This window comes from Nonomuraea sp. B5E05 (assembly GCF_039880665.1).
Classification (GTDB): Bacteria; Actinomycetota; Actinomycetes; order Streptosporangiales; family Streptosporangiaceae; genus Nonomuraea.
The window spans coordinates 131,829-154,448 of sequence record NZ_JBDPMJ010000023.1 but is presented as its reverse complement, the minus strand read 5'-3'; the positions used below and the strand labels follow the sequence as shown (position 1 = coordinate 154,448).

18 protein-coding genes and 1 pseudogene are annotated in these 22,620 nt (G+C 67.8%); 11 read left to right on the top strand and 8 right to left on the bottom strand.

Going from position 1 to position 22,620, the window contains the following annotated elements; genetic code table 11:
• Positions 1-1,020: 1,020 nt before the first annotated feature.
• Positions 1,021-1,836, bottom strand: a complete 816-nt coding sequence (locus ABGB01_RS34340) for a hypothetical protein (RefSeq protein ID WP_347777740.1) — start codon at positions 1,834-1,836, stop codon at positions 1,021-1,023.
• 448 nt (positions 1,837-2,284) lie between these two features.
• Between ABGB01_RS34340 and ABGB01_RS34335 the strand changes: the two are divergent.
• Positions 2,285-2,455 (top strand): annotated as a pseudogene (locus ABGB01_RS34335) (helix-turn-helix domain-containing protein); the annotation flags it as partial.
• A 461-nt stretch (positions 2,456-2,916) separates the two neighbouring features.
• Entirely contained in the window at positions 2,917-3,522 is a 606-nt protein-coding gene (locus ABGB01_RS34330; RefSeq protein ID WP_347777739.1) for a DUF6461 domain-containing protein, read from the top strand.
• A gap of 156 nt (positions 3,523-3,678) precedes the next feature.
• On the opposite strand, the gene ABGB01_RS34325 is transcribed toward ABGB01_RS34330, so the two are convergent.
• The 3 genes from ABGB01_RS34325 to ABGB01_RS34315 form a co-directional block, all read right to left on the bottom strand.
• Positions 3,679-4,509, bottom strand: coding sequence for a class I SAM-dependent methyltransferase (locus tag ABGB01_RS34325; RefSeq protein ID WP_347777738.1), 831 nt, complete (start codon positions 4,507-4,509; stop codon positions 3,679-3,681).
• A gap of 94 nt (positions 4,510-4,603) precedes the next feature.
• Positions 4,604-4,792: a hypothetical protein gene (locus ABGB01_RS34320; protein ID WP_347777737.1), complete on the bottom strand. Its 189-nt coding sequence runs from the start codon at positions 4,790-4,792 to the stop codon at positions 4,604-4,606.
• Positions 4,793-4,878: 86 nt separating this feature from the next.
• The gene (locus ABGB01_RS34315) at positions 4,879-5,976 is read right to left on the bottom strand and encodes a hypothetical protein (protein WP_347777736.1); all 1,098 of its coding nucleotides are present in this window, start codon (positions 5,974-5,976) and stop codon (positions 4,879-4,881) included.
• A gap of 158 nt (positions 5,977-6,134) precedes the next feature.
• Here ABGB01_RS34315 and ABGB01_RS34310 point away from each other — a divergent pair, with 158 nt between their 5' ends.
• Positions 6,135-6,401, top strand: a complete 267-nt coding sequence (locus tag ABGB01_RS34310; protein WP_347777735.1) for a hypothetical protein — start codon at positions 6,135-6,137, stop codon at positions 6,399-6,401.
• A gap of 197 nt (positions 6,402-6,598) precedes the next feature.
• Here the strand turns inward: ABGB01_RS34310 and ABGB01_RS34305 are convergent, their stop codons facing one another.
• The gene (locus tag ABGB01_RS34305) at positions 6,599-7,810 is read right to left on the bottom strand and encodes an aminotransferase class I/II-fold pyridoxal phosphate-dependent enzyme (RefSeq protein ID WP_347777734.1); all 1,212 of its coding nucleotides are present in this window, start codon (positions 7,808-7,810) and stop codon (positions 6,599-6,601) included.
• Positions 7,811-7,908: 98 nt separating this feature from the next.
• Here ABGB01_RS34305 and ABGB01_RS34300 point away from each other — a divergent pair, with 98 nt between their 5' ends.
• From ABGB01_RS34300 to ABGB01_RS34290, 3 genes are all read left to right on the top strand, one after another.
• Positions 7,909-8,406 carry an Lrp/AsnC family transcriptional regulator gene (locus tag ABGB01_RS34300; protein WP_347777733.1) on the top strand — a complete coding sequence of 166 codons (498 nt, stop codon included), beginning with the start codon at positions 7,909-7,911 and terminating at the stop codon, positions 8,404-8,406.
• 584 nt (positions 8,407-8,990) lie between these two features.
• Positions 8,991-10,226, top strand: a complete 1,236-nt coding sequence (locus ABGB01_RS34295; protein WP_347777732.1) for an FxsB family cyclophane-forming radical SAM/SPASM peptide maturase — start codon at positions 8,991-8,993, stop codon at positions 10,224-10,226.
• Positions 10,223-11,530 (top strand): HEXXH motif domain-containing protein, encoded by a 1,308-nt coding sequence (locus ABGB01_RS34290; protein WP_347777731.1) that lies wholly within the window; start codon positions 10,223-10,225, stop codon positions 11,528-11,530. The genes ABGB01_RS34295 and ABGB01_RS34290 overlap by 4 nt, the downstream gene beginning before the upstream one ends.
• A 20-nt stretch (positions 11,531-11,550) precedes the next feature.
• Here the strand turns inward: ABGB01_RS34290 and fxsT are convergent, their stop codons facing one another.
• Positions 11,551-14,097: an FxSxx-COOH system tetratricopeptide repeat protein gene (fxsT, locus tag ABGB01_RS34285; RefSeq protein ID WP_347777730.1), complete on the bottom strand. Its 2,547-nt coding sequence runs from the start codon at positions 14,095-14,097 to the stop codon at positions 11,551-11,553.
• A gap of 273 nt (positions 14,098-14,370) precedes the next feature.
• Here fxsT and ABGB01_RS34280 point away from each other — a divergent pair, with 273 nt between their 5' ends.
• Positions 14,371-14,559, top strand: coding sequence for a hypothetical protein (locus ABGB01_RS34280; RefSeq protein WP_347777729.1), 189 nt, complete (start codon positions 14,371-14,373; stop codon positions 14,557-14,559).
• Between the two features lie 390 nt (positions 14,560-14,949).
• On the top strand, positions 14,950-16,884 hold the full coding sequence (locus tag ABGB01_RS34275) for a hypothetical protein (RefSeq protein ID WP_347777728.1): 1,935 nt from the start codon (positions 14,950-14,952) through the stop codon (positions 16,882-16,884).
• Here the strand turns inward: ABGB01_RS34275 and ABGB01_RS34270 are convergent.
• Both ABGB01_RS34270 and ABGB01_RS34265 read right to left on the bottom strand, forming a co-directional pair.
• A complete protein-coding gene (locus ABGB01_RS34270; protein ID WP_347777727.1) occupies positions 16,848-17,408 on the bottom strand; it encodes a hypothetical protein in 561 nt (186 codons plus the stop codon). The genes ABGB01_RS34275 and ABGB01_RS34270 overlap by 37 nt on opposite strands.
• 68 nt (positions 17,409-17,476) lie before the next feature.
• Positions 17,477-18,124: a hypothetical protein gene (locus ABGB01_RS34265; protein ID WP_347777726.1), complete on the bottom strand. Its 648-nt coding sequence runs from the start codon at positions 18,122-18,124 to the stop codon at positions 17,477-17,479.
• A 362-nt stretch (positions 18,125-18,486) separates the two neighbouring features.
• Here ABGB01_RS34265 and ABGB01_RS34260 point away from each other — a divergent pair, with 362 nt between their 5' ends.
• The 3 genes from ABGB01_RS34260 (at position 18,487) to ABGB01_RS34250 (ending at position 22,412) form a co-directional block, all read left to right on the top strand.
• A complete protein-coding gene (locus tag ABGB01_RS34260) occupies positions 18,487-19,656 on the top strand; it encodes an RNA ligase RtcB family protein (protein WP_347777725.1) in 1,170 nt (389 codons plus the stop codon).
• A gap of 273 nt (positions 19,657-19,929) precedes the next feature.
• Positions 19,930-21,315, top strand: coding sequence for a cytochrome b N-terminal domain-containing protein (locus ABGB01_RS34255; protein ID WP_347777724.1), 1,386 nt, complete (start codon positions 19,930-19,932; stop codon positions 21,313-21,315).
• A 314-nt stretch (positions 21,316-21,629) separates the two neighbouring features.
• Positions 21,630-22,412 (top strand): ZIP family zinc transporter, encoded by a 783-nt coding sequence (locus ABGB01_RS34250; RefSeq protein ID WP_347777723.1) that lies wholly within the window; start codon positions 21,630-21,632, stop codon positions 22,410-22,412.
• The last annotated feature ends 208 nt before the right edge of the window (positions 22,413-22,620 follow it).

Genomic DNA, 22,620 nt, shown 5'->3' with positions numbered 1-22,620 from the left:
GAAGTCGATCTGTCGCAAGACCAACTTCTACCAGGGGCTTTACGCTTCTCGATCATCGGGGGCGCCGGCGTCGGGGCGGCCCGAGGATCACACTCTGTCGCGGGGGCTTACGCGGAAGGGCTCAGTGTCCCGAACCCCTCGCCAATCCGTCCACTCCCTGGACAGAGTTCCTCGGCCCGCTAACTCCGTACGCCGCACTCCTTGCATCTCTATATGACGACAGAGAGCTAGCAAGAGACGCAACCGCCATCTTTTTGGCCATCATTGAGCATGAGAGCGGAGTTCGTTTCAACGAGGCCTTACTCACAAGGCCACGTCTAATCGTGCCAGTCGATCCACATCGTCCTGTCGTGTAGTGACCGAGCCACTCGAACCACCACGTGGGAACTTATCGCCCCTGCTCGTCACGGGACCGGTACGAGCGGCGGGCAACCTGAGCGCATCGATTACCTGGGACGGCGTGCAGACACGACTACGGAGCAGATGGGTCGATGGCGAAACGATCGAGCTGAGGTAGCGGGAGCGACGGCAGCCGCCACGCATCGCCGGGTGGCCCGGAGGAGTTGCGCCTCCGGGCTCCCACAGAACGGAGCGTGACAATCTCTCGTTACTCCGCTCGTCTCATCCAGTCCGTCAGAACTCGGTCATCCAGGCCCAGTGTGCGAACCACCGCGTCGCCGCCCTCAACCTCCGCCGCCTGGTCAACCTCGGACTCGCCCACACCAGCGGCTTCTGGACTCTCGCCCCGACCACGCCCTTACAAGAGGGTGAGCCAGCTGATGCCGACTCACCCAGCAAGACTTCAGGGCATTCTTAGCGAGCGGCGCCCAAGCGCCTTGGCGGGACATTCCGTTTCAGGCTCATCTGGACGGCGCGCCCTTGCAGAGGCCGGCAAGTTCAGGCTTGCCGCACAGCACGATGAATGATCGCTCGATCGTCGGGGGCGGCTGACCGGCCCCCGTATGCCCGGCCGGACCTTGCTGAGCGCCCGGCCGGGGACCTACCTCACCGGCGGCACGCTCACCCCGGCGGTGTCTGACCGTTCTTCGCCACTGGCACGCCCAGCTGCACGGCACCGGTGAGCGTCGCCCGCTCCCGCGGCAACTGCCCAAGCACCGGGTTCAGATGCCGCAGGCTCAGCGTCACCGGTTTGATCGCGGGAGCGACCGTGTCGAACTTCTCCAGATCCACCCAGCGCACCACCTCCAGCACCTCCGGCGGAATGATGTCTCCGCGCTTCTGCATCGGCACGCACAGCTGACGGGCGTAGGTAACCCGCACCGTCGCTGCGGGAATCTGGTCGGTCAGGACCGGGTTCAGCTGCCTGAGGTTGAGTGCCCGGTTCATCGGCGTGTTCGGAGTGATTCCGTAGCACAGCAGGTCGATGTGCTGCACCAGCCGCATCACGTCCGCGGGCGGCGCGACGCCGTTCTTCGCCACCGGCACGCAGAACTGCTCCGCCCTGCCCAGCACGATCTCCGTACGGGGCAGGTCCTGCAGCACCGGGTTGAGATGGCTGAGCACCAGCGCCTTGCCGGGCGCCGGGGTGAGGACCCGGTAGCAGGCCAGGTCGACGAACCTGATGAAGTCCAGTACCCCGGGCGGCGGGATGACGTTGTTCTTGGCGACCGGCACGCACAACTGCTCACGCGCGCCCAGGGTGACCTGCTCGATCGGCAGGCCGTCGAGCACCGGGTTGAGGTGCCGCAGCGTCAGCCCGACGGCCGGCGGCTGGTACGGGTCGGTCTTGAAGCACTCGAGGTCGAGGTACGACACGAAATCCTTCGGCGTGGGCAGCGTCAGCGCAGCGGCCGACGGTGCGGTGACAAATGCCATGGTGACAATTGCCAGAGCCACGGATAACGCGCGCCGGATCGTCGGCCGGACGTGCCGGAGCCCGCTGACGGGTCGGTCCACCGTTCCTCCATCGGTCGTGGTTCCTCCTGGTCACCCCTCACTTTCTGCGTACTATGGAGCCTTGACAAGATTAGCGACAGTTTTTCTTTATTTCTCGATCAACGCCGGGCTATAAGTGCCGCCCATAACCTCTCCGAGAACCACCCGGGCATTTTTCGCGCATTCCCGCAGATCTATTTTGGGCGGTGATGTATTCGGCCGTTCCGCCGCTCGTCCCTTCCCCTGGGGCCGTCCCGCTGTAGTACGACTCGGCACTGTCGGTGATCTGGTGGAGTCGCTGCTACCAGCTGCGTAAGGTCACCAAGACCCGCGGGCACTTCGCCGGCGGTCAAGGTCCGCGGGCTCTCGGACCAAGAGGGGGCAGAAGCTGCAGCGCGTCGCGCGACGCGACAAGATGAGCACGGTACGTCATCGGCGGGCGATGATCCTGCTGGCCTCGGCCGGTGGCAACACCGTCCCAGTCATCGCGCGCCTGGTCCAGGCCGATGAGGACACCGTGCGGGACGTCATTCACCGGTTTGAACAGGTCGGGCTGGCCGATGAGTTGAGGAAGCAGATCCCGGGGAACTATGGCCCCGGCGACAGTCCTGCGCACGACCCTCTCGAACGCGGAACGGCCTCGCCACCGGCGGAGGCCAAGGCCTGGGCAGACGCGAACCGCAATAGAATTGCCGCGCCGTGCCGCCAGGAACGGACCCGCATCGAGAATGAGAACGGGGGTGTCACCGGTATGCGATGCGAGGAGTTCCCCTACGCGAGCAGCAAGCAAGGCGCCAAGGACGCCAACGGGCACTTCTCCATCAAATACATCCGACGGGTGAGAACAACATGCACGGACGCTATTTGTCCGCGTTCTACTAGCGCTATCGGGTCGGCACCGACAACAAATTCTGGGTACGGATCATCGGGTAACACCAAGCTCTGCGACGAATCGCCGGCGCGGCCCGTGGCATCGATGGGCCGCGCCGGCGACCACTCGCCCCAACAGATTGGATGTCGATGAACCTGTCCGAGGAAAGCTGGGAACTGCTGCGCGCCTACGGCATGGACGACAGCCTCGTCAGCGCGTGGTGTAAGGGACTGAGCGTGGAGGAGGCGGCGACGCGGCTACGGACCGACCTGGGTTCGGCTACGCCATGCACGTGGGAGCGCATCGAGGACGGCCTTGGTCCGGCTTCGCCGCGGGAAGGAGTCGTGTGGATCGGCGCGCAGGCATCGGGCTGGGTGCTGATCATCGCCTTCGAGGGAGACCACCTGGCGCTTCCCGAGCCGCAGCAGGCACTGACTGCGAACGGCGGCGAGCTGATCTACCTCGGCTGGCCCCTGTACGAGATCGAAGGCCCACAAGACCTTGAGTACGTGGTCGATGGCCGGCCACAGACCAGCCTCTGCCTCGTCGCCCCCGACGTGCGGGCCGGCCGCGAACCGGACGCCCTCAACACCCACATGGAAGGGCTCGCGCTGGGAGCCGGCAACGACTCGGACACCATCTCGGACGCCGCGTTCGCTCTTATCGGCAGAGTGACCGGCGAGCCGTTGAGCGCGGACTGGCTGCGGGCTGAGCACACGCGATACGTCATCCCGATGGGCGCGTGGAACGCTTGACGTTCTGACGTTCACGCGTGTGCCCTGCATCGCCACGACATGGGTGGCTGTCGTCATCGGCAGGCGCACGGCGCGTGATCGTTCTCCATGCGATCAGCTGCATGGGGACCGAAGGGGCGCCGGATGTGGTGAGGGTGACTCTCTGATGCCGGCTGGTCATGAGCCTACGGCCGGGCAAGTCGTAGAACTCCTGGAAAGAGAACCGTACGCGTGCTGCCAGACGAATTCCAGCCACGGCGGCGCCACCCCCGTGAAGTGCGCCCAGCTGCCCGGTTCCGCACCCGGGTGGTCACCTCGGACCTCAGACAGGAACGTCAGCATGAAGCCTTCCCGGATCAGGCTGTTGACGATCCGGCTCAGTGTCTGCCTGTACTCCAGGGGTTGGCGGATGTGGGCCGACGTGCGGTCGTAGACCCAGTCCTGGTCGGGATAGCTGGTCGCAGCCCCGTCCGTGTAAGGGTGCTGCAGCGTGTAGCCCTCCCCGTTCCACGAGTGGTGAGTGAGCCCGGAGAAGAACGGGTTGGCGCACATCAGGTAGTAGGAGCCGCCTTCAGCGACGACCCTCGCGACCTCACGGAAAACGATCCGGGCGTCGGGGACGAAGGTCAGCGAGTACGGATGCCAGACCAGATCGAACGAGGAGTCGTCAAGGGCCGACAGGTCCCGCATGTCTCCCTGGACCGTGCGGATGCCGACGCCGTAGTGCTCAGCGGCCAAGCGGTCCCGCTCCAGCTGCCCGGACGAGATGTCGAAAACCGTCACATCAGCTCCGAGCAGAGCGAAGGCCGCAGACTGCTGCCCGCCACCTCCCGCCAGGCAGAGCACCTTCCGGCCCGCCAGGTCGCCGGGGATGCCCAGCCTCTCCAGGCCCAGGTATGCCCGAGCCTTCTCCACGTCCAGGTCGAGCATAGGACGGGTGAACAACGCCTCCGCCTCCACAAGGGCTTGCCAGCGTTCCTCGTTGTAGTGGTACACCTCGTCCTGCATGGCGGACACCCTAGCCGCCGTCCAATGGCCGGCACGAACGATATTCGTTCGGGCTCTGCTCGTCCGCCAGCCCACCCCCATGGAGCCAGAGGGTTCACAGACGAGGGGCTGCGCGGGACGCCGTCTGGCGGGTGCCGAGCGCGTACGAGAGTGCCACGCCGAAGCACAGGGACAGCGAGACGCCCAGGAGGATGTCGGTCAAGGCTGCGGCGAACCCCATGCCGATGGCCAGGCCGCAGGAGAGGCCGAGAGTCCAGTTGGGGCGGTTCGTCGTGTTCGTCATGGCTCAAATACTTGCGCGGGGGCCGCGGCCGGAGTAGAGGCGGAGATCATCGGCGTCGGATGACATCTGTCAGCACGGCCCGTACCTCAGGAGGCCTTCCAGGTCACGGGCTCGGCTCCCTCGGCGGTGGAGGAGAAGGTGACGGTGACGGGCTTGTCGCCCTGGTCGACGAGGTACACGCCGCACTGCTGGACGCTCTTGCCCGGCTGCACCATGCCGTAGGGCGCGGAGGACGGGCAGCCCTTGGGGCCGTTGCTGCCGATCGCGATGAGGGTGAGCTTGCGCAGGGTCTGTCCGCTTTCCGTACGCAGGAAGACCGCCTCGTCCATGCCCGGGTACAGCTTGGACGTGCCGTTGTTGCGGTACGAGAGCGTGACGAAGTACACGGTGGCGGCCTTCTGCCTGGCGTTCAGCTTGTAGTCGGCGAGCGCGCCGGCGCCGGCCTTGCGCACGCTCTTCAGCGTGACGGTCAGCGGCACGTCCTTGTCCCCCGTGTCCTTCCACGTCACCTTGGCCGACTTGCCCGCGGCCAGCACGCCGCCGCCGATGTCGCCGCCCTCCACCTTCCACGTCCTGGTGACGGACTCGTCGCTGTAGGAGACGGTGGCGGGCTTGCCGTCCTCGGGCAGCAGCACGACCCGGCATTCGGTCGCCGCCTGGCCGGCCGTCAAGGTTTTCGGGGCCTTCGTGCCGATGCACGTCTCCAGCGGGCCGGTGCCGGGCGAAGCCAGGGGGTTGCCGCTGAAGAAGGAGACGGCCTTGCCGGCGGTGCCGTCGGCGAGCGCCACGCGGAAGTTCCTGACGGCCATGGCGGGCTCGACCGTACCGGAACCGGCGTTGGTGACCGACACGGTGAGATAGTGCGGCACCATCCCGCGCATGTCGTCGTCGAGCCGCACCCCGTCGAGGTCGTCCACCGAGCCGCGCGTGAGCAGAGTCGGGTTGAGCGTCAGCTTGTGCGCCTTCTTGTCGCGGTCGGTGTAGTTCACGCGCCGCGGTGCGGTGTCGAGCGTCAGCGGTGTACCGGGGGACGCAGGCTTCTCCGCCGCCTGCGTCTTGTCAGCCGTCTTCGGCTTCTCAACGCTCGCGCTCTCGCTGGTGTCGGCGCCTCCGCAGCCGACCAGGAGCAGTGCGAGAACGCCCGCTCCGGCGATGGTGCTGATCCGTCGGCTGACGCGCTGCACTACAAACCCCCGTCGTTCCTGACTCCTGTTGCGAAGGACCACCTTAGACGTGACACGCACCGATCCTCTGGTCGGTGCGGACATACGTCCGTGAGGCATGCTGGGCGTTCGCCGGTACAGGGCCGACGCCCTCTCTCGCCACGAATCGTTTGGCCCTCATGCATGACGAGGATCAGGTCCGCATCGCGGACCGTGGCCAGGCGGTGGGCGATGACGAAGCATGTCCTCCCCCAGAGGAAGGGCTTCAAGGCGTCGTGCACCCGCATCTCCGTGACCGTGTCCAGGTGGGATGTCGCCTCGTCGAGGATGACGACGCCGGGATCTGTGAGCAGCCACCTGGCGAGCGAGATGGCCTGGCAATCCTCGAACGGCTGGGCGCGCCAGAAGCAGACCACATTCTCACGCTTCTCGCCACGGCGGAATGAAGAGCCCGGGCCCGCGCTGTACGGCGGCGGTCAGGTGTCTGCTCACGAGCTCACCCCCTCCCTGTCCACGATCACCGTGGCGGACCCGCGACCGGACCGGCGAGCACTGCAGGACGGCTGAGCCGGTCACGGTGACGGACAGGGAGTGAACGCGCCGCACTCGTGTTCCAAGGTGCGATGCCAACATCACAACGGGTCTACGGGTGTGACGCGCCCGCATGCGCCGCAGCCGGACGGCGCGTGGCGAGGGCCTGGTCGAGGTCTGCCATCAGGTCCTCGTGGTCCTCCAGCCCAATGGAGAGCCGGACCAGGCCGGCGGGCGGGCGGGCCTCGGGGGCGACGGGCCTGTGCGTCAGCGCCGCGGGATGCTGGATGAGCGAGTCGACACCGCCAAGGGACACCGCGTGGGTGAACAGGCGGACCGTCGATGTGAGGTGCCTGGCCTGCTCCAGACCTCCGCGGAGGTCGATCGAGATCATCGCTCCGGTGCCCCTCATCTGCCGGTGGAGAAGTCCCTGCGGATCTCCCGCCATCCCGGGGTAGTGCACACGGGAGACGCTCGGATGGGTGCTCAGCCAGGCGGCGACGCGCTGGGCGTTCGCCTGCTGAGCCCGGACCCGTATCGGCAGCGTGGCCAGCCCCCGGTGCAGGAGGTAGGCGCCGAGCGGGTGGAGAAGGGCACCCGTGATGGCGCGGACCCGGCGCAGCGCGGCTGCCTGCTTCTGGTCGCAGGCGATGACGCCGGCGATGACGTCGCCGTGCCCCCCGAGATACTTGGTCGCGCTGTGCAGCACCATCGAGGCGCCGAAATCGGCGGGGTTCTGCAGGATCGGGGTCGCGAACGTGTTGTCCACGAGAACGGGAACGCCGCGGGCCGCCTCGGCGACGGCGCGGATGTCGACCAGGTCGAGTGTCGGGTTGGCCGGTGTCTCCAGGATGATCAGCGCTGTGTCCGGCCGGAGCGCCGCGGCGACGCCCTCCGCCGTACAGTACGTCGCCTCGACACCGAGTACGCCGGAAGCCAAGAGGTGATCGGTCCCGCCGTAAAGTGGCCGGACCGCCACGATGTGGCGGTGGCCGGTCTCCTGCGTCGTCGCGAGGATCGCCGCGGTGGTCGCCGCCATACCCGATGAGAACGCCACGGCTGCCTCGGTGTGCTCCATACGTGCCAGCGCCGACTCGAATCGGGCCACGGTCGGGTTCCACAGCCGCCCGTAGACGGCTCCGCCCTCCGCGTACGGCGTGCCCCCGCCGGCCATGGCCTCGTACGAGAGGCCCCCGGCCTCGATGTCCGGCAGCGGATTGGTCGAGGACAGATCGAGGGGAAGCGCGTGGACACCGAGTTCGGCGAGGTCCTCGCGGCCGGCGTGGACGGCGATGGAGTCGAGCTGCAGCCGAGGCGAAATCATGTCGCAACGATGAGCGAATCCACAGAGAATTTCAATGCACTTTGCGAAAATCGGCGCCGTTCGCCAGGATCAATGGGAATTCACCAAAAGGAGCCCTGATGCCGGACCTGTCGTCGAAGAAACCGCAAGCCGCTCCGGGGGCTCTCGACGGTACCGACCTGGCCATCCTCGCCGCGCTCGTGGAGGACGGCCGCATGACCAACGCCGCACTCGCCGCCCGCGTGGGGGTCGCCGAGTCCACATGCGCGTACCGGGTGCGCGCGCTGAGGCAGTCGGGTGTCATCGCGAGCGTCAACGCCCGGCTCAACCTCGGCGCGCTCGGCCACCCGATCCACGCGATCATCAGGGTCCGCCTGGGAAGCCACAACCGAGAGCACGTCCGCAACCTTTACGACAAGCTGGTCGCGGTGCCGGGGGCGCTGACGGTTCTCCACGTGGGCGGCGTCGACGACTTCCTGCTGCACGTCGCCGTTGAGAGCCCGGAGAAACTCCGGGATCTCATCCTGGAACACGTGACCATCCACCCGATGGTGCAGCGGACGGAGACTCAACTGGTGTTCGAGGTACGCGAAGGCCGCGGCGTGCTGAATCTGTGAACGTCGACGCCCACCCGGCAGGCCCTCCACTTCCCAGTGTTCCTCCTGGCTGCTACCCGGACGGACACCCTTACGAACAGACGATCAGCCGCTACGTCACGGGGATGGGGTAGAGAACGCGAGTCGAGGCGAACCAGTCCCGATCGAGGAAACGCCCGGTGATCCGCCCGACCATGCAGAGCAGGAGGTGAAGCTCCTGCGTGCTGGACATGCCGAGCTCCAACTCAAGCCCTTCCGCATACACCGTAGTTCAGCGTTGCCCGCGACAAGGCGACGGCGGCGCGGTAGAGCAACACCTGAAGCTTCTGATGATGACGGTACAGATTGCGGTGATCGACCCCTCCACCAGGAGCTTCTTGACGTCATCGGCCGAACGCCCACACCGCGATCATGCGGTGGACAGCCTCCTGATCCAGATCTGCCTCAACTCGAATGGAGGCCGGCAGGTGGTGAACACAGGCATATAGAGCACTCCGTCATGCCGTTGTTTGACGAGATCCTTTTGCGCGCTCATAGTGGTTGTGCACCATCAACCGATAGCGCAACGACGCGCCAGGATGCTCACCTCGGGAGTTGATCAGGGCGTGGCGGTGAATCTCGGATCGGTCCAGCGCGACGACCATACCGAGTGGCCGAAAGCCCCGGATCCTGCTGCTCTGGCGGCCCAGGGGTGGGCGCCCACCCCGTTTCGCGAATTCGTGGTGAAGGTCAACAGCCGCTGCGACCTCTCCTGCGCGTACTGCTACGTCTATGAAATGGCGGACCGGAGTTGGCAGGAACAGCCGATACGCATGTCCGCCGCCACCGCCACGCGTACGGGCGAGCGGATCGCCGAGCACGTCCGCGGCCACGGCCTGCAGTCCGTCGAGCTGATACTGCACGGTGGCGAGCCGCTGCTGGCCGGGCCCGCGCTGCTCTCGCACATCGTCACCGCCACCCGAGCAGCGGTCAATGGTCATGCGCGAGTGGGGGCGCGGATACAGACGAACGGTATCCGTCTCGACGCCGGATACCTGCGCATGTTCGACGACCTCGATATCGCCGTGGCGATAAGTCTCGACGGAGACAGGAAAGCGCACGACCGGCATCGGAAATACGCCAACGGCAGGGGTAGCTACTACGCCGTGACGAAGTCGCTGGGGCTGTTGCGCGATTCGTTTCCGCACTTGTTCAGCGGCCTGCTCTGCACAATCGACGTCCGTGACGATCCGGTGGCGATCTATGAGGCGTTACTCGAGCACCGACCGCCCAGAATCGACTTCCTGCTGCCGCTGGGCAACTGGTCATATCCTCCGCCAGGGCGGATGCCGGGGGCCGCGGAAACGCCGTACGCCGACTGGCTGATCGCTGTCTTCGACCGCTGGTACGGCGCGGCGCGTAAGGAGACCGACGTTCGGCTCTTCAGCGAGATCATCCATCTCCTGCTGGGCGGCCGGTCGAACAGCGAGTCGCTGGGGCTGTCCCCGGTGACGGTTCTCGTCATAGACACGGACGGGACGATCGAGTTGTCGGACACGGTCCGATCATCGGCGCCCGGCGCGCCCTCCACAGGGCTCCACGTGGCCAGGAACGCCTTCGACGAGGCGCTGCTCCTGTCCGAGGCCGTTGCCCGTCAGCTCGGCGAATCCGCGCTGGCTCCCGACTGCCGGTCGTGCAAGGTGCGGGCGGTGTGCGGTGGCGGGCAGTTCGCGCATCGCTACCGCGCGGAGACCGGGTTCGCGAACCCCTCCGTCTACTGCCCCGACCTGCTCAGGCTCATCCGGCACATCAGGCGCGTCGTGGCGGCCGATGTGAGTTCACAGCTCGAAAGGCTTGGATGAAACCGCGCAGACACAACATCTCCGACGACGTGTTCGCCGCCCTGGCGGCAGGGCGAGGAGGTGCCGCGGCGGTACGCCGGCTGGCCGCCGTCGAGCGCAGCAAACATCTGCTGCTCCTGCGCGGCCTGGTGGAGAGCGCCGCAACGACAGGGCATCCGGCAGCGGGCCGTACCGCGGACGCCTACGACCGGCTCGCCGCACTCCAGGACGACGCCCCGGACGCTGTCGAGGCCGTCGTGTGTTATCCGGCCGTGGGGGCTTGGCTCCGGTCCACGCTGCTGGCTCTCGACAGCGACCCGGAGCAAGCCCGGCCGGATCAGCTGGCCGCCGTTACCGCGGCCGCCGCGATCAGAGCGCGGGCGCAGTTGTCCATCGAGGTACGGACTTCGAGCGGTGCGCTGTTCCTGCCGTCCCTGGGGGAGGTTCGTGTCCCGGACGGCACCGCGACGGTGCGGTCCACTGCGGGAGGGGCGGAGATCGTCAGCGGTGGCGCCCACGTCGTGATCCCCGACGACCGCTCCCGGGACGTCCCGGGCTGGCGGGGCCTGCGCCGGCTCACGGCGTACGCAGGAGGTAAGGCTCTCGACCTCGTCCTCGACGACGTCGATCCCTACCGGATGCCCGCCGACGTGGCCGGCAGGCTGCCCGAAGGCGAGCTCGAGAACTGGCGCTCGGCATTGCAGGAGGCGTGGGGCATCCTCACCGCCCACCATCCGTCGACGGCGGCGGAGATCCGGGTGGCGCACCGGGTGCTCACCCCTCTGCGTCGTCCGGCACGGGGTCAGGTGAGCGGGACGGCCTCGGAGACCTTCGGCGCCGTGGGCGTGTCCTCGCCCTCTGACGGGCTCACGCTCGCCGCGACGCTGGCGCATGAGGTTCAGCACGCGAAGCTGGGCGCGCTGTCGGACATCGTCCGGCTGCTCGACGCCGACGACGGCCGCAGGTTCTACGCCCCCTGGCGGGAGGATCCGCGGCCTGCCGCCGGGCTGCTGCACGGCGCGTACGCCTATCTGGGTGTCACTGCCTTCTGGCGACACCAGCGCCACCACGAGCGGGGGGAGAGGGGTGTCCTGGCTCACGGCGAGTTCGCCCGCTGGCGAGCGGGCGCCGGCGGGGCCGTGGACGTCCTCATGGCCTCAGGGCTGCTGACGTCCGCGGGCAAGCAGTTCGTCGCCCAGATGCGCCGCGTCCTGACGGCCTGGCAGGGTGAGCCGGTGCCGGCGAGCGCGGAGGCGCGGGCACGCGCGGAAGCCGAAGGTCACCTGGCCCGCTGGCGGCGCGCCCACGGTCACCCCGCGCCCTGAACGTCACGGCCGTGACCGTCCTAGATAGGTGGGGGGTCGAAGTCGAAGTCGAGCTGACGTCCCTCACCGGCGACCACGGTGTCGGGATGCTGGGAACCGCGCACTTCCGTGAACTGCTTGACGGTCCGCGACAACAGCTCCTCGGCTTTCTCCTCGGCGCCCGTGCGTCGCAGCACCACCGACAGGTTGGCAGAGCAGCCCAAGGTCAGCGGGTGGATGGCGCCGAGGAGCTTGCGGGAGCGGTTCATCGTGTCTTCGCTGAGGCTCTGCGCGGCGTCCAGCTCGCCGAGTGCGGTCAGGTCGCTGGCCAGGTTGATGGCGATGACGAGCGCATAGTGGTGGTCGCGGGAGAGCCTGCTGTCCAGGGCGGCCAGACACTGCTCGTTGAGCCTGCGCGCGCTCTCGGCGTCTCCACGCACTCGGTGCAACAGCGCCAGGTTGCCTGCGCACCCGCGGTTGTAGGGATGCTCCTCGCCGTACACCTGCGGGTAGCGGTTCATCGTGTCCAGGGCCCGCTCGAAGGCCTCGTTGATCTGGCCGGTGGTGCGCAGGGTGTTGGCGTGGTTCATGGCGGCGGCCAGCGTGTCGGGATGGTCGGGGCCGAGCAGGCGTGCGTACCGCTCGTAGACGTCCTGGGCCAGCTCGATCGCCTCGTCGTAGCGGCCGGCGCGGCGTAGCGCGATCGAGAGGTCCTTGCCGGTGCGGAGCGTGACCCAGTGTTCGACATCTAGCTCCTGGACGCCGAACGCGTAGGCGTCCTCGCCGAGGTCGCAGGCATCCTCGTAATCGCCGCACAGCCGGACCACCCGCGCGAGATTGCCCCAGAACAGGAGGTGAGAGACCTTGCTGACGTCGGACTTCCTGCTCGAGATCGTGAACACGTTCTCATGGACGGCCCGAGCCCGCTGGTAGTGGCTGACCAGCGCGTAGTCGAGCGCCAGGTTGTTCTTGGCGTGAAGCAGCTCGATGTGATCAGTTGCGTAAAAGGTCTCATGCCCCTGCAGGACCTGCTCGTCGTGATCTCTGGCCTCGACGAAGTCGCCCATGGCTCGCAGGTCTCCGCCGAATCCCTGCGAGAGGAACAACGACTTCTCGTGCTGGGGGCCGAAGACCCGGCGCGCGCGCTCCAATGCCGCCCTGTCGATCTCGAAAGCCTTGGGATAGTCGCCGAGGACGCGCAGCACCTTGCCGAGCTGTGCCTGGGCGTCGATCACGTGGGGGTCGTCGGGGCCGGAGCCTTTGGTCCACTGCTGGAGGAAGCTCTCCACGAAGGCGCGGCTCGTCTGGTGCTGACCCGACGCGTAAAGGTAGCGGACCATGTTGAGCGCGAACTCGCGCACTCTCGGATCGCGCGTGCCGGCCACGTCGGACGGCACGATGTGCTGGACGAGCTCGGCGTAGCGCGGCCAGTTGGCCTCGTCGTCGGGGTCGCCCAGTGCCGGGCTTGCCAGCAGGACATGAACGATCTCGCGGTAGCGATCCTGTTCGTCCTCGCTCAGGTCCGCGCGGAGCAAGGCCTGGATGAGGCGGTGCACCTGAAGGGTGCGTGTCTCCGGGTCGAGCTTGGCCAGCGCGTAGCGCCCGATCAACCGGATGGCCTTGCTTCGCAGCAGGGGGTTGTCGAGAAGCTGCTGCAGACCCGGTGCCAGGTGCTCGTCGACGCCCCAGCGGAACACGTCGACGGGGATCGGCTCGGGGCCGAAGAACGCGCAGCACCTCATCAGCTCGACGGCTTCGGTGAGCTGCTGCTCCAGCTGGCTCACCGAGAGCCGCCAGGCCGCGGTCATCGACCGTGGGTAGTCGAGCGGCTTGGGCATCTGCAGAGTGTCGGACATGTGCTTGGCGAGCTGCTGGAGGTATTCGTCCACCGACATGCCCGCCTCGGCCTGCAGCGCACCCGCCTGCTCCAGAGCGAGCGGCAGGTGCCCCAGCTCATCGGCGAGCCGCCGCGCGTCGACCTCGCGGAGTGTGCTGGACACGCGTTTGTGCAGGAACTGCACGCTCTCGCCGTGGGTGAACACGTCGACGGGAACGGTCTCGACGACGCTGCGCCACTCCTGGTTGCGCGAGGTGATGAGGACATGCCCGGGACCGCGGGGGATGAGCTGGTTGATGTCTTCCGGCCGGTCAGCGTTGTCGAAGATGAGCAGCCAGCGGTCGTACGGGTCGCCACGACGCAGCGCGTGCAGGACAGCGGCGGCGGTGTCGTCGATGCCGACCGCCTTGGCGGGTGGCAGGTTGAGCCGGGGCGCGAGCGCGGCCAGCGCCGCGGGCACCAGCAGCGCCTGGTCAGCCGATATCCACCACACCAGGTCGTATTCGGCTTGATAGCGCCAGGCGTACTCGACCGCAACCTGGGTTTTGCCGACCCCGCCCATGCCGTGCAGAGCGTGCGGCACAACCGCCGTCACGTCGGCCGCGATTCCGGCGCGAAGCTGCTCGAGCAGGCCATCCCGGCCGGTGAAATTCTTATTGCGCGGCGGAATCTTTTCGCCCCATACCTCTGGCAATCCGCGCGCCACCGCCCGAGAACCCGTCACGGACCGATGGTAGCAACACCGTAGCATGCCTCCTAGTCGACCCGCTGACGCACAGGTAGGTATACAAATCTCCTTATTGGTACGAAACTTACCCTAACGCCACTTTTACGGATCTTTTTGGACAACAGATCAGAGCGACGATCTTCCGTTGGACAGTTCCGCCTGGTCAGCTGATTTACGGGGACGCACCCCTCTAGGCAAGGGCAGCGATATGGGCGATGCTGTGGCAGGCATGCCTTACAAGTGGCGTTCGCATGGCGTACGACCATGCGGTCAGCTTCCCGACGTCTGGAGTTTCCATTGGCGAGACAGGAGGAATGTTCGCACGAGGGTGTTGACGAGCACGACGGCGGCCTGCTCGACCTCTCCGCAGCCTCGCTCCGCGAGATCGCGGCGCTCTCAGCGGAAGACCCGTCGGTGTTCGGCGAGGCGGTGAAGCGGGCGCTCAGCCAGAGCGGATCGCTGCTCGGATTCAGTCAGAGCATATGACACCCCTTTCAGGCGGCCCAGATGGCAACAGTCACCCCAAAGGCTCACGGCATACGGCCCGGTGAGAGGGGCAAGCCTCGACAACCGCGGGTCACGGTGGGTCGCGGTACGCATGCACTGCCCGCGGACATAAACTCACGCCATACGTCGGACCGGGCTCCACCGGGGCGACCGCATTCGCGCTGAGAGGAGTCGGCACATTTTCCGGCAGTCGTCATCTCCTCCAGGGCAATCGTGCGATCGGCCGACGCGCCTCCCTCTCGCTGTTGCCTGCCGGCAATCCGCCGCGAAGCTGTCTCCGCGGTGCGGTGGCCGGCGAGCGGGTCTGGCCACCTCGCATCCGAAGCCGATCCTGCTTACAGGACGCCCTTTTCGGACAGGATCGCTGCGATGACTGTCAGCCTGATGGCCCAATATGTCGATCGGCAGCCATATGTTGGTGTTCGCCCCTTTTATGCGGATGAATCCGAACAATACTTCGGGCGCTCCGCAGCGGCGGACGAGATCGCCGATCGCTGGCTGCAGCATCCGCTGACGGTGCTCAGCGGGCCGCCCGGCTGCGGGAAGACCTCGCTGCTCCACGCGAAGCTCGTCACGCACCCCGCACTCCGCGCCGCCGACGTCCTGCCGATGGGGCGGCCCGCTGGACCGCCTCCCCCCGCGCTCGCCGCGCTGCCGGAGCACAACCCGTACACGCTCGCGGTGCTCTGTTCCTGGTCGCCGGCAACGCCCCCAGGCCGCCTGGCCGGCCTGTCGCTCTACGAGTTCCTGCGCCGCGACGGCCGGGCCGACGGGCGCTCAGGTCCCCTGTTCGCCGCGATCGACCAGGTCGAGAAGGTCTTCGAACGACACTCGCGCCTCGATCAGCACCGCGCCGGTTTTCTGGCCCAGCTCCGCGAGGTCACCAGCGAGCTACCGCACCTGCGGCTCCTCCTCTCCATACGGGATGAGCACGTGCCCGGCCTCGAGATCGCCCTGGGCTCCCTGCAGCCATACCATCTGGGCGCGCTCACGCTCGACGAGGCGGTGCAGGCCATCGAACGGCCGGTGGCGGGCAGTGGGAGGTGGTACGCCGACGGCGTGGCCGAGCGCATCGCCACCGCCGTCGCCACCGGGCACGACGCGGTCGACCCGGTGCTTCTGCAAGCGATCTGCTCACGGTTGTGGACTTCGCTCCCTGCCGACACCACGGCCATCACCCTCCAGGACGTGCACGCCTACCCCGGTATCGGACCGGCGCTACGCGAGTTCTGCGGCCAGGCCGTCGCGGACGTGACCACGGAGTACGACGTCTCCACCCTCCGCGTGGCGTCGTGGCTGCAACACGCGTTCGCTACCCCCGCGGCCCGAGGCGACACCGCGGGCAGCGCCACCCGCGCGGGCCTGCCGCCGGCGATACTCCTCGCCCTGCAGGACCGTCACATCCTGCGCGCCGACAACGGCTCCTACCGGTTGCACCACGAGTGCCTTGCCGAGCCGCTCACACGACTGGACGTCGCCGACCTGCGCGTGAGCGGCACCAGCCCCCACCGGCATCTGGCCGCGGCGGAGTCCGCGCTGTTCAGGGGAGACCTCGCAACCGCCGAACTGAGCGCGAACGCCGCCCTCGCCGGACAGGAGGATCTGACGCTCCTGGCCGCGGTCGAGTCGAGGCTGGGCGACATCGCACACCTCCGTGGCGACCCGCAACAAGCCGTGACCCACTACCGGGCAGCCGCCGCCTCCTACGAGGCGATGCGGGACACCCCTGCCGTGGCCAACCTGCTGGCCGCCATCGCCCACTCGCTGCTGGCTCAGGGAATGGGCGTCGAAGCGGTCGACGCCATGCGCTCCGCGGTCGACCGGCTGCCGACCGACCTGGCGCTGCAGACCGAGCTGGGCCGGACGTTGTGGCGGGCGGGCCAGGGTCACGCCGGGGTGACCGTACTCACCGACGTGCTGAACACCGACTCCGGCACGCCCGAGGCGCTGCGGACCCGGGGGGAGATGCTGGCCGACCTGGGCCAGGCCGACAAGGCCCTGCACGATCTCGACCAGGTGCGGCGGCATCTGCGCCCCGAGGGCCGCGCCGCCCGCGCGCTCGCCCTCGTCAGCACCGGCAACCCCCGGGACGCCGAGGAAGAGATGGAGGCGGCGCTCGAAGCCGGCACCCAGAACGGGCCGGCGCTCCTGTACGTCGCCCGCGTCAGGGCGCTGGGCAGCAACCGCACCGGAGCAGCCGACCTCGCCCGTCTCTCCTTGACCGCCACGGCTCCCGCGCTGGCCCCCCACCAGCGGGTGGCGGCGACTCAGCTTTTGCGGACCGGCAGTCCGTCGCCCTCCTGAGGACGGCCCGCGTCAACCGCCACGTCGCAGAAGTCGTCGATGCGCTGCTCGATCGGGCCGAACAACGGAGGCTCCAGGATCTGCCCGCCCAGGAACTGGCCGCCCTCGTCGTAGTGCATCCGTGTGTGCTGGGTCACCTGGCTCGCCAGTCCGTACGCCGCCGTCGCAAGATCCCTCGCAACCCGGGCAATATCGCCCGGGGACAGGACAGCCACCCGCGAGGCCAGGTCACCCACCGCCGCGGCCTGCGCCTCGATGGCGGCGAGCCGGACGTTCATGTCCTCCCAGGGGTGGTGGGCCGCGACCTCAACCTGCAACCTCAGCTTGAGCGCCCCACCCAGCAACTCCCCGTACGCCTGCTCGCGCGCTTGTGCCTGCTGCTCCTCGCGCCGCCGCTGCGCCTCCCGCTCCTCCTTTCTGGCGGTTGCCCGGTTGGTCAGTGCGACGCCGCCCAGTGCGCTGAGAGCGCCCACGATCGCGCCGGCCGCGGAAATGATGGTCGTCACAAGCGAGGCATCGGCCATGGCGAAAGTGTGTCATCGCGTGACGGCAGATGGCAGAGCTCTCAAAATCAGTCCCGTTGTGGCACCCCTCAACGTGACCAAGATTCTCGAGGTATGCGGTAGAGATTGTGAACCGTCTCGAACCACTCGCTGCTGATGGCGCCCTCAGTCACCTTCTCGACCACCTGCAAGAAGGAGTTGAGCGTCACCTCGCTGTCCGCCGTCTCCGAGAAGGGCACCTCTCGTAGATACGGGCTCAGAATGTAGCCGTGGCTCGCGGGGTCGGGGTGATACGGAGTGATGTCATCGATCAACTGTCCGTTCTCCAGATAGAACAGCTCGGTCGGACCGTCGATGTCCGTCCATCCGAGCCCCAGCACGCGACGGCCGGCTTCACTCAGAGCTTTTTGCAGACTCACTCGCCCGCAGATATGCCCGCTGAGGCTGATGATCTGCGTCCACCCGGGAGCATGGGCCCCCAGCCAAACGATTTCTCCGTGTTCCGAGACGTCAGAGAACCACCTCATCGCAGTATGCCGGTCACACAGCAGTTCGGACGAAGAGTCGACGCGAAGCCGCATGGCAATCTCGCGCTCATCGGTCTCCGAGACCCAAAGCCCTCGAAAATAGTCCCCGAACCCGTATGCCTTGAGCAAGCCGAGCGGATCACCAGCGGATAATGACATCACAGCCCTTTCACCAGCAAGCATGGAGTACGCCAGCTCCTTATTCACCATCTCCTGCTTCCTCACATCAGACGAATGAGAAACAGCTGCGCTTGACGGCGCTCTCCCATGCACACTAGCCAGACTCCCAACACCGGACAGCACTGTCCGGAAGTGAACAAGCACGCTTGGTGGTCCTAGGGCAAAACGGAACGTGCCATCGGTCCGTTGACGCCCTCTCCGCGTCAACCGCGACCGCGGCGTGCAGGCATCCGAGCTCGTACGGCCGAAAATCGTTTGCTCCGCGTGGCGGGCTCAGGAAACGTGGTGTTCATGCGGCTTTGACGGACACCACCCCCTGCTCCGAGATGCCATGGCGCCGGCTCGCGCCGTGATGCCGCCTGCTCGCACCCTGTTCAGTGAAGAGAGTGTCTTTGTCCCCACAACCTCCCGCCGTCGGACCGGCCACCGTCACCGTGTTCGCCTCCCCCACCAGCTGGATCGAGTCCGATGCCGTCGCGCAGTGCCACCAGGTGGCCGCCCTCGACGGCATGATCCACGTCGCCGCCATGCCGGACCTGCACCCCGGCAAGGGCGCCCCCATCGGCGCCGCCATGACGTCGACCGTCCTGTACCCGTTCCTGGTGGGCTCCGACATCGGTTGCGGCATCGCCGTGTTCCCCGTCAGGCTCAAGCGCGCCGTACCCGAGAAGCTCGCCGCCCGGTTCCCCGATCTCGACCGCGCGCTCGACCCCGAGCGGGATGCCGACGACCCGGCCTGGGACGTGGTGAAGGGCGAAATCCCCGCAGGCCACATCGAAGGCCTCGGGACGGTCGGCCGGGGCAACCACTTCGTCGAGCTGGCGCGCATCGGGACCGTCTTCGAGCCCGGCCACGCGAGCCGGCTCGGACTCACCGCCGGCGACCCGGTCCTCATCGTCCACAGCGGCTCCCGAGGGCTCGGCGAGCGGATCCTGCGCGCGCACACCGAGGTGCACGGCGCGGGCCCCGCCGCCGATCCCGCCGCCTACCTGGCACAGCATGACCAGGCCGTACGCTGGGGATCGCTCAACCGGCGGCTGCTGGCCGCCCGGGTCGCCCACGCCCTGGGCACCGAGCCCGCCGAGCCGATCGTCGACCAGTGCCACAATCTGGTCGAGATCCGCGACGGGATCTACCTGCACCGCAAGGGGGCGGCGCCGGGTGACGGCCGCGACGTGCTCATCGCCGGTACGCGAGGCACCCCTTCCTACCTCGTGGCCGGCCACGCCGGGCCGGACGCCGGCCACTCCGTGGCGCACGGCGCGGGCCGCAAGATGTCGCGGGCCGACGCCCTGCGCCGGGGCCGGGCCAAGCACACGGTCGAGGAGCTGCGCCGTACGCCCATGGGGTCGCTGGTGGTGTGCGGCGACCGCCAATTGCTCTTCGAGGAGGCGCCGACGGCCTACAAGCGCATCGAGCAGGTCATCGCCGACCTCGTCGAGCATGACCTGGCCACGCCCATCGCCACCACGATCCCCTTGGTCACGTACAAGACACCCGACCTCGGGTCCACGCCTCGAAGGGACCGCCGGGACCAGCGCCGCAAGCGGGGGCGGCCGTGAGCGTCCACCTGCTTCTGTCGGCCGGGCGCGGCCCGCAGGAGTACGCCTGGGCGCGGAAAGCGCCTCCACACCCGCAAGAACTGGCACGACACCACGGCCGGGTGATCGATGTAATCGTCGGCTGTGGCTGGCACCCGTCACGCGCGACCGACCCTTGCTCTGGCCCTCCGTAGTGACGGGACTCACGGTCGCAAAGGCCCTTATCGACGTCACATCTGCCGGCCCGATCGCGTCTTGTGTGTAGGCAAGGTTAGGGGGCCCAAGATGCGTTCGTTGCCGACCATACGCCGCTCGTTCCAGTTCTCCCACTGGTCGTTCATGTTCGCGGAAATCGCCGTCTGGTCGTTCGTCGTTTTGCTGGTGACCGGGGCGATGCTCATGCTGTTCTACGACCCCGGCATGTCCCAGGTGACCTATGACGGCTCCTACGGCCCGCTGCGCGGGCTCCTCGTCAGCAGGGCGTTCGACTCCACCATGCACCTGAGCCTGGAGGTGCGCGGCGGGCTGCTCATCCGCCAGATGCACCACTGGTCGGCGCTCGTCTTCGTGGCGGTCGTCGTGTTGCAGTTGCTGCGCATGTTCCTCACGGGCGCGTTCCGCCGCCCGCGTATCCAGCAGTGGCTGATCTGGGTGGCGCTGCTGGCGCTGGGCATGTTCGCAGGCGAGACCGGCAACGCCCTGCCCGACGACATGCTGTCAGGCGGGAGCCTGTGGCTGATCATGTCGGTTGTGCAGTCCATCCCTGTGGTGGGCACATGGCTGACGTCGCTGCTGTTCGGCTCGGGCTTTCCTGGCGACACAGTCATTCCGGTCATGTACGTCGGGCACCTGCTGCTCTCGGCCGTCATGGCCGTCCTGCTGATCGCCCGTGAACTGCTGGTGCGGCGGCACGGCCACTCGCGGTTCGTCGCCTCGCTGCCGGCGCGGCGAAGCGCCCGCCCGCTGATGGCGGTCGCGACGTTCGGCATGCTGATCATCCTCGGGTTCGGGTTCCAGATCGCCCCGATCTGGCTGTACGGTCCGGCCAAGCCGACGCAGATCTCGGCGGGCTCGGTGCCCGACTGGTACATGGGGTTCCTTGACGGCGCCCTGCGGATCATGCCCGCGTGGGAGCTCACTCTCGGGGACTACACGCTCAGCCTCGCAGTCCTCGTTCCCACGGTGGTGGTACCCGGGGTCTTCTTCACCGCGCTGGCCACGTATCCGCTTGCCGAGCGCCTTCTCCTCGCGCGACGCGGCCGCCGCGACGCGCTGGGCCGGCCTGAGAGCGCGCGCCGCATCGCCCGTGAGACACCCGCGCGGAACCTGCTCGACCGGCCGCGCGACACGCCCGTGAAGACGGCCATCGCCGCCGCCGGGATCACGTTCTACGGCCTGCTGTGGGCAGCCGCGGCCAACGATCAGCTCGCCCACCAGTTCCAGCTCTCTGTCAACGCCGTGACGATCTTCTTCCGATACGCCGTGGTCATCGGGCCCGTCGTCGCCTTCGTCGTCACCCGGTGGATCTGCCTCGCACTCCAGAAGTCGGACCGCGACGTGGCCGAGCACGGCATGGAGACCGGGATCATCACCCGATCCCCGGACGGCGGATTCCACGAGCGGATGGCGCCGGTGCGGCAAGAGCGTGATCGTGACCGGGAGTTGAGCCGGTCAGCATAGGTAGAGGGTTCATGCGCAGCCGGGGTGATCGGGCTCCCGCTCGTCCCGGCTTCCTCGAGTGTGTACGTCATCGGTGTCGGTTCGTCGTCGTGCCCGGTGCCGGTGGAAGTACGGAGCGTGTACAACCGCGTTGAGCAACTCGTCGCATCCGCGCCGGAGACCCTACGCAATGCGCACGGCACCCCCTTGAGCTGGGGCGGTTTCGGGGTCGTGAGCGCCGCGTCGAAGGCACCGGCTGTCGCGCGCTGTCAGGTCTTCCGTGGCAGGACGACGCGGGGACCGGTGGCGGCGGCGCAACGAGGAGAGGAACCCGTTTGGAGGGGGTTGCGGGAGGGCAAGCGCTGATCATGCCGGAGTGGTTGCAGGCGGGCGGGTGGGGGCTGCTGGCCGGGTTCGCGCTCGTGCTCGGAGCGCTGGCCGGGTACACGCTCCGGATGCCACAACGGCTGATCGCGTCGGTGATGGCGTTCGGCGCCGGGGTGCTGATGTCCGCGGTGTCGTACGAGCTGATCGAAGAGGCGCACCGCCGCGCGGGGCTGGCACCCGCGGTGGTGGGGGCCGTGTCCGGCGCGGTCCTCTACACCGTCTGCAACGTCCTGCTGGCGCGGCGTGGAGCCAGGCATCGCAAGCGCTCCGGTGACCGGCATCCGTCGCTGCAGGAGGGGTCGGGGACGGCGATCGCGCTGGGCGCGGTGCTCGACGGGGTGCCGGAGTCGCTCGTCATCGGCGCGAGCCTGCTCGGCGGGGGCACGGTGAGCATGGTGACCGTGGCGGCGGTGTTCATCAGCAACGTGCCCGAGGGCCTGTCCAGCGCGGCCGGCATGCGCCGGGCCGGGCGAACCAGGACGTACGTGTTCGGGCTGTGGATCGGGATCGCCGGCGTCAGCGGCCTGTCGTCGCTGGCCGGGTACGCGCTCCTGGGGCAGGCGCCCGCGGCCGTGCTGGCAGGCATCATCGCGCTGGCGGGCGGAGCGATCCTCACCATGATCGCCGACACCATGATCCCCGAGGCGTTCGAGTCCTCGCACCTGCTGACCGGTCTCATCACCCTGGCCGGCTTCCTGGTCGCGTTCGCCGTGTCCAAGGCCGGCGGTTGAACCTCCGGTCAGCGGCCGAACTGCACCTGACGCGCGAGGGCGGGCGGGTGTCGGGCTCGTCCGTCCAGGCCCGCACCTGGTCATTCGTCGTCTGGATCCGCCGGACCCTCGGCCGGTGCGATCTGCAGTGGTGTCGCGGCCCCGCCGGCGAGTTCGCGCCCCTGGTTCAGCGTGTGGTCAAGCTGCCTGGCCAGGTGGGGAGGGTCGC

Bases quoted from the DNA above. Each gene is read 5' to 3' on its own strand.
- ABGB01_RS34310 (WP_347777735.1), top strand. From the start codon at position 6,135: ATGCATGACGAGGATCAGGTCCGCATCGCGGACCGTGGCCAGGCGGTG.
- ABGB01_RS34340 (WP_347777740.1), bottom strand. From the start codon at position 1,836: ATGGCATTTGTCACCGCACCGTCGGCCGCTGCGCTGACGCTGCCCACG.
- ABGB01_RS34320 (WP_347777737.1), bottom strand. From the start codon at position 4,792: ATGACGAACACGACGAACCGCCCCAACTGGACTCTCGGCCTCTCCTGC.
- ABGB01_RS34305 (WP_347777734.1), bottom strand. From the start codon at position 7,810: ATGATTTCGCCTCGGCTGCAGCTCGACTCCATCGCCGTCCACGCCGGC.
- ABGB01_RS34275 (WP_347777728.1), top strand. From the start codon at position 14,950: ATGACTGTCAGCCTGATGGCCCAATATGTCGATCGGCAGCCATATGTT.
- ABGB01_RS34325 (WP_347777738.1), bottom strand. From the start codon at position 4,509: ATGCAGGACGAGGTGTACCACTACAACGAGGAACGCTGGCAAGCCCTT.
- ABGB01_RS34300 (WP_347777733.1), top strand. From the start codon at position 7,909: ATGCCGGACCTGTCGTCGAAGAAACCGCAAGCCGCTCCGGGGGCTCTC.
- ABGB01_RS34330 (WP_347777739.1), top strand. From the start codon at position 2,917: ATGAACCTGTCCGAGGAAAGCTGGGAACTGCTGCGCGCCTACGGCATG.
- ABGB01_RS34270 (WP_347777727.1), bottom strand. From the start codon at position 17,408: ATGGCCGATGCCTCGCTTGTGACGACCATCATTTCCGCGGCCGGCGCG.
- fxsT (WP_347777730.1), bottom strand. From the start codon at position 14,097: ATGCTACGGTGTTGCTACCATCGGTCCGTGACGGGTTCTCGGGCGGTG.
- ABGB01_RS34290 (WP_347777731.1), top strand. From the start codon at position 10,223: ATGAAACCGCGCAGACACAACATCTCCGACGACGTGTTCGCCGCCCTG.
- ABGB01_RS34265 (WP_347777726.1), bottom strand. From the start codon at position 18,124: ATGGTGAATAAGGAGCTGGCGTACTCCATGCTTGCTGGTGAAAGGGCT.